The sequence below is a fragment of the Saccharothrix hoggarensis genome (assembly GCF_052936025.1).
Map to the genome: position 1 here is coordinate 2,572,406 of NZ_CP193624.1, position 12,431 is coordinate 2,584,836.

The 12,431-nt window shown below is 74.1% G+C and carries 6 protein-coding genes and 1 pseudogene; 4 read left to right on the forward strand and 3 right to left on the reverse strand.

The window, feature by feature from the left end; genetic code table 11:
- Positions 1-143 precede the first annotated feature (143 nt).
- A complete protein-coding gene (locus tag ACRAKH_RS12335; protein ID WP_380724239.1) occupies positions 144-566 on the forward strand; it encodes a DUF2243 domain-containing protein in 423 nt (140 codons plus the stop codon).
- Entirely contained in the window at positions 559-2,169 is a 1,611-nt protein-coding gene (locus ACRAKH_RS12340; RefSeq protein ID WP_380724240.1) for a RecQ family ATP-dependent DNA helicase, read from the forward strand. The genes ACRAKH_RS12335 and ACRAKH_RS12340 overlap by 8 nt, the downstream gene beginning before the upstream one ends.
- 58 nt (positions 2,170-2,227) lie before the next feature.
- Here ACRAKH_RS12340 and ACRAKH_RS12345 read toward each other — a convergent pair whose 3' ends face one another.
- The 3 genes and pseudogenes from ACRAKH_RS12345 to ACRAKH_RS12355 all read right to left on the reverse strand — a co-directional run.
- Positions 2,228-5,515: a S8 family serine peptidase gene (locus tag ACRAKH_RS12345; protein ID WP_447009822.1), complete on the reverse strand. Its 3,288-nt coding sequence runs from the start codon at positions 5,513-5,515 to the stop codon at positions 2,228-2,230.
- A 173-nt stretch (positions 5,516-5,688) separates the two neighbouring features.
- Positions 5,689-6,123, reverse strand: coding sequence for a hypothetical protein (locus tag ACRAKH_RS12350; protein ID WP_380729675.1), 435 nt, complete (start codon positions 6,121-6,123; stop codon positions 5,689-5,691).
- Positions 6,124-6,336: 213 nt separating this feature from the next.
- Positions 6,337-6,687: pseudogene (locus tag ACRAKH_RS12355) on the reverse strand (transglycosylase SLT domain-containing protein); the annotation flags it as partial.
- 956 nt (positions 6,688-7,643) lie between these two features.
- Between ACRAKH_RS12355 and ACRAKH_RS12360 the strand changes: the two are divergent.
- Both ACRAKH_RS12360 and ACRAKH_RS12365 read left to right on the forward strand, forming a co-directional pair.
- On the forward strand, positions 7,644-10,946 hold the full coding sequence (locus tag ACRAKH_RS12360) for a hypothetical protein (protein WP_447009823.1): 3,303 nt from the start codon (positions 7,644-7,646) through the stop codon (positions 10,944-10,946).
- Between the two features lie 100 nt (positions 10,947-11,046).
- Entirely contained in the window at positions 11,047-12,249 is a 1,203-nt protein-coding gene (locus ACRAKH_RS12365) for an ROK family transcriptional regulator (RefSeq protein ID WP_380727418.1), read from the forward strand.
- Positions 12,250-12,431 lie beyond the last annotated feature (182 nt).

The following is a 12,431-nucleotide window of genomic DNA, read 5'->3' on the forward strand; positions in this document are numbered from 1 at the left end:
CGGCACGCACGCGTCCACGCCCACGACCGGGCCGGCGGCACGCACGCGACCATGCCCGCGTCCACGCCCGTGACCAGGCGCCACCTCGACGGTGGACTCCGTCACACCCGTTTGATCGGTGCCGGGCGGGCAATTCCCCCGCCATGGTGAAACGCGCGGGACCGGCCCTGGTGCTCGGTCTGGGGATCGGTGGGTTCGTGGACGGCATCGTCGCCCACCAACTGCTCGGCTGGCACCACATGCTGTCGGGCTGGTACCCCGACGACATGGCGCTCAACATGCGCGGTGACGGGCTGTTCCACCTGCTGTGCCTGGTGCTCGTGCTGGTCGGCGTCGGCCTGCTCAACCGCGCGGCCCCGCTGCCGTCCCGGGTGCTGTGGGGCGGGGTGCTCGCCGGGTGGGGCGTGTTCAACCTGGTCGAAGGGTTGATCGACCACCAGTTGCTCGGCGTCCACCACGTCCGGTCCGGACCGGACCAGCTCGCCTACGACCTCGGGTTCCTGGCGCTGGGACTGCTGCTGGTCGTGGTCGGCGGGCTGCTGGCGAAGGCCGGGCGCCGTGGGTGACCGGGAACGCCTCCGCCGGGCGGCGGCCGACGTGTTCGGCTGGCCGCGGTTGCGCGACGAGCAGATCGACGCCATGGAACAGGTGCTGGCCGGGCGGGACGTGTTCGTCGTGCTGCCCACCGGCGCGGGCAAGTCGGCGGTCTACCAGGTGCCCGGCGTGCTGCTGGACGGCCTGGTCGTCGTCGTGTCGCCGCTGATCGCGTTGCAGCGCGACCAGGTGGCCGCCCTGCGGGAGAACGGCGCGCCGCCCGCCGTGCTGGTGAACTCGGCGCAGTCCGAAGTGGACAACAAGGCCGCGTGGGACGCCGTGGAGCGCGGCGAGGCGCGGTACCTGTTCGTGTCGCCCGAACAGCTCGCCAAGCCCGAGGTGCTGGACCGGCTGGGGCGGCCCGCGTTGTTCGTGGTGGACGAGGCGCACTGCGTGTCCGCGTGGGGCCACGACTTCCGGCCCGACTACCTGCGCCTGGGCACGGCGGTGGAGCGGGTCGGCCGGCCGCCGCTGCTGGCCCTCACCGCGACCGCTGGCGCGACCGTCCGCGAGGACGTCATCACCCACCTGGGGATGCGTGACCCGGTCGTCGTGGCGCTCGGCTTCGACCGGCCGAACCTGTCGTTGGACGTGCGGATGTTCACGGACGACGACGGCAAGCGGCGGGCCGTGCGCGACTGGGTGGTCGACGCGCCGAAGCCGGGGCTGGTCTACGTCGCGACCCGCAAGGACTCCCGCCGGTACGCGGAGGAGCTGGCGGCCGCGGGGGTGTCCGCGCAACCGTTCCACGCCGGGATGAAGGCCGCCGACCGGGAACGCGTGCAGGACGACTTCATGCGCGGCCGGGTCGACGTGGTGGTGGCGACGTCCGCGTTCGGCATGGGCATCGACAAGCCGGACGTGCGGTTCGTCGCGCACGCGTCCGCGCCCGGTTCGCTGGACGCCTACTACCAGGAGATCGGCCGGGCCGGGCGGGACGACGAGCCCGCGCGGGCCGTGCTGTTCTACCGGCCGCAAGACCTGGGCCTGCAACGGTTCCTGCAGTCGCGGCACGTCGACCGGGACGGCCTGGAGGCGCTGGCGGAGGTCATCCGCGACCACCCCGGCCTGCGGGTCACCGAGCTGGCGCGCGAGATCGGGCAGTCCCGGCGCAAGGTCACCACCGGCGTGAACCTGCTGGAGCGCGCCGGCGCCGCCGTGGCCGAGAAGGCGCGGTTCCGGCTGGTGGCCGAACCGTCCAGCGCGGCCGACCAGGCGGTCGGGGAAGCCGAGCGGCTGCACCGGCTGGACCGGTCGCGGATCGAGGTCATGCGGGCCTACGCGGAGACCAGGGCGTGCCGGCGGCAGCACCTCCTCGGCTACTTCGGCGAGGTGCTGGAACGGGCCTGCGGCAACTGCGACACGTGCCACAGCGGCGACGCGGGCACGGGCGTGTCGGCGAACCCGGAGTACCCGGCGCAGTCCCGCGTCCACCACGCCGAGTTCGGCTCCGGCACGGTGGTGCAGAGCGAGGCCGACCGGCTGACCGTGCTGTTCGAGGAGGTCGGGTACAAGACGCTGTCGCTGGAGGCGGTGCACGCGGCGGACGTGCTCGGCCGCCACCCGTCCCCGTGACGGCCGCCGGACCGCGCGGCCGGCGCCCCGGACCACCCGGGGCGCCGGCCGCACCCGGCTAGCGCGTGATCTTGTACGCGCGGATCACCGCGTGCTCGAACGTGTTGCCGTCACTGTCCGCACCGGACGCGCGCAGCGACGCGTACCCGGCCGCGTCGGGGTGCGGCACGAAGGCCGCGCCGCCCGCGACCGGCACCCGCCGCCACGTCGCGCCGTCGTCGAACGACACGTCGACCCGGACCTGGCCCACCTCGCCGTTGTCCGCGCCGCCTTGCTGCTCCACGGTCAGCGGCACGCGCAGCACGCGTCCGGCGGGCGCGCCGCCGCCGGCGTCCAGCTCCGGACCGAACCGCACCACCGACAGCGGCAGCCGGCGGCCGTGGCCGTCGGGCAGGGTCGCCATGCGGAACGTCCACGCCCCCGTCACCCGCGTGGTCAGCTCGTGCGCCGCCGGGTCGCGGACGATGTCGTGCTCCACCCGGTAGCGGCCCTCGCCCTCCGGCACGGTGAACTCGCCCCACTGGTCGCGGACCTGGCCGACCAGCCGCCCGTCCCGGTGGACGGAGGTGCGCGCCGACTCGTTGGCGCCCCGGCCGAGGTTGCCGTCGCGGTCGTTGATCAGCGGCACCTGCGCCGTCACCCGGTCCTCGTGGACGCCGAGGTAGGTGGCCGAGTACCCGGCCAGACCCGGACCGAGCACCGGGTGCGCGAACCGCTCCGCGTAGCGCTCGCCCAGCCGGTACGCGCGGTTGAACGACGAGTAGTCCGCCTCGGTCCGGTACTGGGGCGACATCCGCTGGTAGCCCCAGCTCCACGTGAGCCGGTCGGGCGTGATCAGGTCGACCACCGCGCCGCCCGCGGGCACGGGCAGGCCGACCGACCAGCCGCCCGAGCCGTCCGGCGGGCTGGCGTTGCCGCTGTGCCGGTACTGGCGGTCGGCCGGTCCGGGCGCGAACGTCGTCCGCACCTCGGTCAGCTCCTCGCGGGAGGGCGCGCGGGTGAACCCGTTGGGCACGGCGCCCTGCTCCATCCACCGGAACCGGTAGTGGGTCGGCGTCCCGTCGACCGGCGGGCCCTGGAACTGGGCGCCGACCGAGACGGTCAGCTCCCGCTCGCCCAGGGTCGGGCCGACGTGGCCGATCGCCATGTCGCCGAAACCGCCGAGGAACGCCGTGTTGAGCACGACGCGCCTGCCGTTGAGGACCCGCGAGACGTTGATGTCGCTCAGCATCGGCATCGCCTCGGGATCGGGCGCGGTGACCTGCAACGGCTTGGCCACGCGGGCGTCCAGGGTGTACCGGGTGCGGTCGGCGTCGACGGTCAGGGTCGGCCGGGCCAGCACCGTCGACCTGGGCCACGTGCGGATGACGGCCCGTGCCATGTACTCGCCCTTGGGCACGCGTGCGGTGGCGGTGCCGTCGGGGCCGTACAAGGTCTCGTAGACGTCGTTGTCCATCCCCACGAGCGTGACCGAGTTGTCCAGGGCGGGGTTGCCGTCGGGGTCGATGTGCTCGATCGCGATGTCGTAGCTCTCCACCTCGCGGGCCAGGCTGACCGGGACGCGCGTGGGTCCGCCGACCAGCACGCCCGAGAAGACGCCGTCGAGCCCGCCGACCCTGGTGTCCGCGGTGACCGCCACGTCGGCCGTGCCGCCGGCCGGGACGGTGACCCGCGCCGGGCTCACGGTGAGCAGGCCGGCGGGCGCGCCGGCGCCGTTCGGGCCGCGCAGGTCGGCGGTGAGGTCGAACGTGATCGGCGCCGGGCCGCTGTTGCGGTAGGTGACGGTCTTGGTGACCGGCGCGTCGTCGTGGTGCGGCCACGGCTGCTCGTCGAACGTGACGCTCACCGGCTCCGCGCCGACGGTGGCCGTGATCGCGCGGGTCAGGTCCACCCGGCCGGCGCCCTGGTCGAACACGCCCAGGGCCGGGTTCGGCTTGGCGGAGGCCATGAGCGCGGCCTTGAGCTGCGCGCCGGTCCAGTCCGGGTGCTGCTGCACGAGCAGCGCGGCCGCGCCCGCGACGTGCGGGGTGGCCATCGAGGTGCCGGACATGGCCGCGTGCCGCCTGCCGACCGGCGTGCCGGAGGTGCTCCCGGCGGCCTTGGCAGCGACGATGTTCAGGCCGGGCGCGGTGATGTCGGGCTTCACCGCGTCGTCGCCGTTGCGGGGGCCGCGGCTGGAGAAGTGGGCCAGGTCGTCGTCGTGCCGGATCGCGCCGACGGTGAGCGCGGCGTCCGCGCTGCCGGGGGAGTCGATCGACCGGGACCGCCCGCCGTTGCCCGCGGCGACGACGAACAGCGTGCCGGTCTTGGCCGTCAGCTGGTTGATCGCGTCCTCCAGCGGGTCGACGCCGGGGGAGTCGTAACCGCCGAGGCTGAGGTTGACGACGTCCGCGCCCTCGTCCACGGCCCACTGCACGCCGGCCAGGATCGAGGACTCGGGGCAGCCGCCGCTCCCGCACACCTTGCCGTCGAGGATGCGGGCGTCGGGCGCGACGCCCCGGTACGTCCGGTCGCCGCTCGCGATGGTGGCGGCGACGTGCGTGCCGTGACCGGTGGTGTCGGTGGCGTCCGGGTCGTCGGTGAAGTTGCGCTCGGCGACCTCCTTGCCCTTCAAATCGGGGTGCGCGCCGTCGACGCCGCCGTCCAGCACGGCGACCTTCACCCCCTTGCCGGTGTGCCCGGCCTGCCACGCCGCGGGCGCGCCGATCTGGGCGGTGGAGCGGTCGAGGGTGGGGCGCAGCACGCCGTCCAGCCACACCTTGGTGACGCCGGGGTCCGCGAGCAGGTCGCGGAACGTCGCCCCGGCGTCGGCCTTCGGCGCTCGCGTGGCCAGGGCGCCGGGCAGCGCGCGGGCGGAGCGCAGGCCGGTGGGCGTGCCGGTGACGATCAGCGGCACGTGGTCGGTGCGCGCGTCGTCGTAGCCGGCCTCGATCAGGCCCGTCACGTCGAAGAGGCGCGGGTCGAGCCTGCCCGAGGCGACGCCCTTGGCCGCGTCCTCGGGGACCACGCTCAGCCGACCGTCCCGGTGGGTCGAGTGGAAGACGACCTTCTCGCGGCCGGGACCGGGCTGGAACGACCCGACCGCCGTGCCGGTGACCACGACCCGGTCGCCGGTGACGAGCGTGACGGTGCGCGGCCGCGGATCGCCCGCCTCCTGCCCGGCCCCGCCGACCACCGCGGGTTCCGCGCCGGCCGCTCCCACGCCGGCCGCGGCGACCCTCGCACCGGCCGTGCCCTCGACGATCTCCGCGCCGGCCGTCCCCGAGGCGAGAACCCCGGGAGCGACCAGCCCTACCGCCAGGACGACGGCTCCCAGGGCTTTACCGCGCTTTCGTGGTCTGAACACACGTACCTCCCGAATCGGGTGCGCGCGGATCGCGCACTCCAGGGGGCACCGCAGACCCGCGGTGGCGGTGGACCGGAAGTGGCGAAGCCCCCCACGGCTTCGACGCTAGCCATCCCCGTCGCGTGCGGTCAGCTCCCTTTGGCAGGGTGTTCAGCCGCCCGAATGCACCATCGTCAGAAGAGTTCGCCGGACTCCACGCGCGCCACGAACGCCTCGGCGTCCGGCGCCAGCGGCACGATGTCGGGCCGATCGGTGCTCGTGGGGGCCACCAGCACCACGGGCGCGGGGTCGTGGCTCAGGTCGAACGCGAGGCGGCGCGCTGAGCCGTCGTCGCCGATGATCGCGAGGTGCGCACCGCCGGCCCGCACCGTCTCCCGCGGCGGGTGGAGGGTGACGACCGTGCCGCCCAGCCGACCGCTGCGGAACCACGACTCGCCCTGGAGGTACCGGCGCCACGCGGCGGGCAGCGGACGGCCCAGCTCGGCCTCCGCCCGCTCGAACTCCGCGTCCGCGACCGGACCGCGGTACTCGGCCTCGCGGACGATCTCGCCGACGATGTTCGCGTTGAACTCGTCCAGCTCCTCGGCGGGCACCCAGTTCTCCAGCACGCCGTGCGAATTACCGCCACCGTCTACTGTGGACTGATCAGGGCACGGTCACGTCTACAGCGACGACCGGGGCCGGTTCCGGCAGGCTCCAGCGGCGCCACGCCGTGGGCGATCCGGGTGGCCGACGTCCGCGTGGGCCGATCCGCGGCCGACCGGCAGGGGGTCTCTTCCGGGAGGTCCCCGTTCGGCGGTCCGCCGTCCCGCGCCCCGGGCTCAGTAGCCGACGTAGCCGACGCCGGCGTTCATGGAGACCAGGCCGGGGTGGTTGTGGAAGCCGCCGTAGCGCGCGTAGGTGTAGCGGACGCCGGCGATGATGTTGTCCACCGGGTTGTAGATGTCGTTGTGGCCCGCGAGCTTGTACGCCTGGAACGTGGGGTCGATGCACTGCATCAGGCCCTTGGAGGGTGTGCCGCGGGCGGCGTTGGAGTCCCAGGTGTTGACGGCGTTCGGGTTGCCGTTCGACTCCTTGACGATGATCGTGTAGATCTCGTCGAGGCTGTCCTCGGTGATCGGGGTGCCGTTGGCGGCCAGGATGGCGATCGCCTCACGGATCCAGCCCTCGACCTGGCGCTGCTTCGGCGGCTTGCGCGCCTCGGCGGCCTCGCGGGCCTCCTGGGCGGCCTTCTGCTCGGCCGCGACGCGGGCCGCGTAGCCGTCCGCCGCCACACCGCTGGCCTGGTTGAACGTCTGGAGCGCGGTCAGCTGCTCTTGGCGGATGATCCGCGCGGTCTCCGAGCCGAGGTCGATCGCGTGCACGGTGTCGACCTTGCCGGTCCGGACCTTCTCGTCCGGCACGCCGCCGAGGTCCGCGCCGCCCGCCATCGGGCTGAACGGGCCGCTGACGGCGTGGGCGGCGGCGCCGGCACCGGACACGATGCCGACCGCCACCGCCACTCCGGCGATCCGCCGGGGGAGCACCCGCTCGGTCTCGGCCCGGTGCGCGCCCTGGTATCCGGGCGGCGGTGGGGGTACCTCGAACGTGGTCTGCCCACGTTTCTTCTTATCTTTGACGTGCCGAGCCAAGGGTGCAGCCTCCTGCGTCGGGGAGCTCCGTCACCGGGCCTGGCGGGGGATCCAGGTGGTCGTGCCCGTCGGGGAGTCGGGCCGTGTCCGTTCGGTGACGGAACCGTGATCTGCGGGCAGGAACGTAACCGTTCGTGTTTTGAAGAGGCAAGGCATCGTCCCCAATGGGTGACCCGCGTCACGTTTGTAGGTGGTTGCCGCTACTGTCTGTTGCTCAGCCGGTCACGGAGGTGTCAGAGCGGTAACGGCACTGCTCGTGGACCGGTCTCTCGTCACCCGGATGGGTGACGGCCAGGCCGTGCCGATGTCGGAGACCGTGCCCGGACGGGTGACGCCGGGGGTCTCATGATCGTCCCCGTGAGGCCGCATTAGTGCGGTGACGTGCGGGAATCGGTTCGGAAGTGCCGGGATTCGTCGGTCCCGACCGTTACAGTCGAGGGCTCCTGCGTCACGCCGGACAGGGGTGCGACGAGGTCGACGTCCGCGCGAGGAGTCCGGTGGTCGAACACGGTGCGGGGGAACGGGTGCAGTCCGTCGAGGTCGTGGACGAGCTGGTGAAGCTGTTGCAGGACCTCACCGAGCGGCCGCGGTTCGGCGAGCTGCCCGGCGGCCGTGCGGGCGCCCGGGCGAGCGGCGACCGCGGCATCCCGCTGGTCTGCCTGGTCCGGGGCGTCGAGGCGGCCGGCCTGCTGGGCGCGCTGCAGGCCCACCTGAAAGGCGCGCACCCCGGTCGGGTCCCGCACGCCTACCACCGCTTCCCCGACCCGTCGCCCGAGCCCGGCGGCCCGTCCGGGCGTCCGGGGACCGGCGATGCGGCCGCTGGGGGTGGTGCGGCCGGCGGTCCGACCGTCGCGAACGCGGGCAACGGTGGCTTGGGCGCGCACCACGGCGCGAGCGGCGTTGCGGGTGGTGGTGGCGCGGGTGCGAACCTCAGCGTGGGCAACGGTGGCGCGGGTGTCGGTACGGGGGGTGGGGGCCAGTACCCGGGCAACGGTGGCTTGGGCGCACATCCCGGTGCGGGCGGCGGTGGTTCCCACCTCGGCGCGGGCGGTTCGGTCCCGACTCCCGGCGGTGGCCCTGGTCCCGGTGCCGGCGCGAGCCACGGTCCGGGCGGCGCCACGGGCATCCCCGCCGGTGGCGCGGCGCCCAACCCCGGTCCGGGTGGCCGGACGGCCGAGCCGGGCGCCGGTGGTCAGGGTCCGAACGCCGGCCCCGGCCCCGGCTCCGCGAGTCCCGGGGCGGGCGGCTCGGTGCTCGACCCGGCGGCTGGTGCGATCCCGAGCCCTCGGGCGGGCGAGTCGGACGCGCGCGAGTCGGACTCCGGCGCGGGCCGCGGGCTCGACAGCGGGCCGTCCACCGAACCGGCCACGCTCGAAGCGGTCGGGTCGGTGCTGGTCCGGATCGCCCGCGAGCTGTCGGCCGGCGTCAACGGCCGCTACGGCAAGCACGAGTTCCGGCGGTTCGAGCTCGTCTACTGGCTGATGAACCAACGGCTGGACGGGGCCGACCCCGAGTCCGCCGCGACCCTCCTGACCCGGCTGCGGGAACGTGACCTGCGCCGTCGCAGCGGTGACGATTTGCTGCCCAGGGAAGTGCTGGACACCGCCACCGAAACCGCGCCCTGGTGGGTGCGGGTCGTGGTGAGGCTGGTGCCGTCCTTCCTCTTCCGCGCCAAGCTGCGCGGCCTGGTGCCGGGCAGCGAGTACCGGTGGCTGCTGCGCCAGCCCTACCTCGCGCCGCACGACCCGGGCACGTTCATCGGCTTCGCCGAACGGCTCACGTCCGCCCTCGTCCCCGGCCGCAACGCCGAACCGCGCGAGGACACCGGCCAGCTGGCGAAGCTGCTCGTCAACGCGTTCCTGGAGGACGTCCGCCGCACCTACCGCCGGTCGTGGTGGCGGCTGCGGTCGGCCCGCCGGACCGTGTACCCGGTGGTGCTGCTGGACGGCATCCGCCGCGACAACGGCGGCTACGCCCTCCTCAAGATCATCAACGACGTCCGCAACGACACCGGCGCGTTCGACCCCCTGGTGATCATCAGTGGCAGCGTCAAGGTGCCGCCGGACGCGGAGACCACCGCCGAGCGCGAACCCGCCCCGGTGAGCCAGGCCGGTCACGCCTACGAGATGTGGACGCGCAAGCTCGCCACGGACAGCCGCGCGCGCCGGCCCACCGCCTGGTTCCTGCCGCTGAAGGTCCCCGCCGTCACCGTCGTGCGCGGCGAGGTGCCGCCCACGGCGACGCTGTCCGTGCGCGCCGCCCCGATCTGGTCGCGCACGTCGGTGCTGGCGCTGGTCGTGGTGATGCTGCTCGCGTCGGTCGCCACGGTCGGCTACCGGCACGTGCGCGGGATCGTCGTGGCGGACGAGCAGTGGCGCCACGAGCACTGCGGATTCGACCGGGACAACCCCGACGCGCACACCGTGCAGCGGATCGGCGACGACTGCGTGGGCGTGACCACGGGGCCGGTGCCGCTGTTCGGGAAGGCGGACGACAAGGACATCGCGCGCTTCAACCGCGTCCAGAACCTGATCGTGGAGCAGAACCGGCGGGTGCTGGACGCGCACCGGGAGAACCCCGACCGGCCCTACGCGACGGTGGTGTACGTGTCCGCGATGGGCACGGCGCGGGAGGCGTTGGCCAGCAACACCGCGCGGCTCGTCGGCGTGGCCGCCCGGCAGTCGCGGCTGCTGGAGCGCACCGACTCGGACGAGCCGCTGATCCGCGTGCTGCTGAGCAACGCGGGCGTGGCCATGCAGCACGGCGAGGTGGTCGCGGCCAAGCTGGCGTCCCTGCTGGAGCGGGACAAGAGCATCGTCGGCGTGCTCGGGATGGCGTTGAGCAGCAAGCCGACCCGCGACACGATCGCCGAGCTCGGCGAGGTCGGCCTCCCCGTGGTCGCCGCGACCCTGTCGGACGACGAGATGCCCACCGCGTCCCGCATGTACTTCCAGGTGTCGCCGACCAACGACCGCCAGGCCCAGGTCGCCGCGCGGCACGTGCGCGCCGCGCACCCGGACAAGCGGGCCGTGGTGATCGTGCACTCCGACAACGAGGCCGACTCGTACGCGGCGAACCTGCGGGCCGACGTGGCGCTGCACTTCGGCGAGCTGGGCTTCGGGGTGCGGGAGGAGCCGTACCGGCCGGTGGGCAGCGAGCAGGGTGCGGAAGCCAGGCGGCTCGGGCAGCGGCTGTGCGACGTGCCCGACGACGAGGTGGTGTTCTTCGCGGGCCGGCCCGCCGACTTCGGCAAGCTGATGGACGGCCTGAGCGCCGGCTGCAAGAGCGACCCGCCGAGCCTGCTCGCGGGCGACGACGTCGCGCGGTACGCCGCCGACGACACGTTGCGCGGCCAGCACCCGGAGATCCCGTTCGAGTACGTGTCGTTCGCGATCGGGGCGCAGGGCTGCAACGCGGCCACCGAGATGCACCAGACGTTGCGCAAGCTCATCCCGGAGGACTGCGAGGGCGACGGGAACCCGTCGCTGGACGGGCACGCCGCGCTGACGTACGACGCCCTGTACCTCTTCGTGCACGCCATGACCCAGCTCGGCCGCATCCCCGTGTCGCCCGGCCACATCTGGAAGGAGATGAGCGACATCGGCGGCGCGAAGGCGTTGTCGGGGGAGAGCGGCGTGCTCGACTTCGGCGGCGGCCAGGTGCCGATCGACAAGTTCACCGCCGTGCTGCGGGTGGCCGACGGCGCGTCACCAACCGTGCTGGCGTCGTGCGGCGACTACCCGAACCGCAAGGACATCGACCTGCGACGGGCGTCCTGGTGCCCGGTGACGCCCCGCTGAGCCACCGGACCGACCGGCGTCACGTCGGTGGGCCGATGGCCGCCGGACGGGTCCGGTCCGCCGGGACGTGGCCGGCGACCGGTGGCCGTAAATTGTGCGCATGAGCGCGACGGGCAGCGGCCAGCAGCCGCGGGTGGTCTCCGGCAGGCAGTCGGAGCTGCTGGCGCTGCTCCGCGACGAGGGCGCGATGTCGCGGGTGGCGCTGGGCGAGCGGCTGGGGTTGCCGCGGGCCAAGCTGACCGCCGAGCTGGCCCGGCTGGTGGACGTCGGCCTGGCGCAGATCGGCGGACCCGCCGCGAGCCGGGGCGGGCGGCGGTCGACGCTCGTCCACCTGGCGGACGACCTGCGCGTGCTCGGGATCGACGTGGGCGCGACGTCGGTGACCGTGGCGGTGACGGACGGCCGGTGCGAGGTGCTGGAGAGCCGCAGCGAGGAGTGCGACGTGCGGGACGGCCCCGTGCCCGTGCTGAGCCGGGTCGCGGAGCTGGCCGACCTCGTCTACGCGAAGGCGCCGGGCAGGCTCATCGGCGCGGGCGTCGGCCTGCCGGGCCCGGTGAGCTTCCGCGACGGCATGCCGGTCGCGCCGCCGATCATGCCGGGCTGGGACCGGTACCCCGTGCGCGACGAGCTGGCCGGCCGCTGGGGCTGCCCGGTGACGGTGGACAACGACGTCAACGCGATGGCGTTGGGCGAGCGCCACGCGGGCGTCGCGCGGTCGCTCGAAGACCTGATCTTCGTCAAGGTGGGCACCGGCATCGGCTGCGGGATCGTCCTCGGCGGGCGGGTGTACCGGGGTGTGGCGGGGACGGCGGGCGACATCGGGCACATCAGGCTGGACGACTTCGGCCCGGCGTGCGCGTGCGGCGAGGTCGGGTGTCTGGAGGCGTACTTCGGTGGTTCGGCGCTGGCCCGTGACGCGACCACGCTGGCCCGCGGCGGCCGTTCGGTCGCGCTCGCCACCGCGTTGCGCGACAAGGGCGTGCTCACCGCGGAGGACGTCGGCGCGGCGGCCGCGGCCGGCGACTTCGCGGCGGCCAACCTCGTGCGCGAGGGCGGGCGGCGGCTGGGGCACGTCGTCGCGTCCCTCGTCAGCTTCCTCAACCCGGGCATGGTCGTGATCGGCGGGGGAGTGTCACGCCTGGGGCACTCGCTGCTGGCCGAGGTGCGAAGCGCCGTCTACCGCCGTTCGCTGCCGTTGGCGACCGGCAACCTGCCGATCGTGCTGTCGGAGCTGGGCGACCTGGCCGGCGTGACCGGCGCGGCCTGGTCGGCCACCGACCGGGCCTTCTCACCGGCAGGCTGACCCACCCGCAGCCACCTCTTCACCGCCACCTCTCACCGCCGCTGCCGCTGCCACTGCTGCCGCCTGTTCTCCGCAGCCGCCGCCCGTTCGCCACCGCCGCTGCCTCACCGCCGCTGCCTCACCGCCGCTACTTCACCGCCGCCGCTACTGCCGTCGCTGCCTGTTCGCCGCAGCCGCCGTCC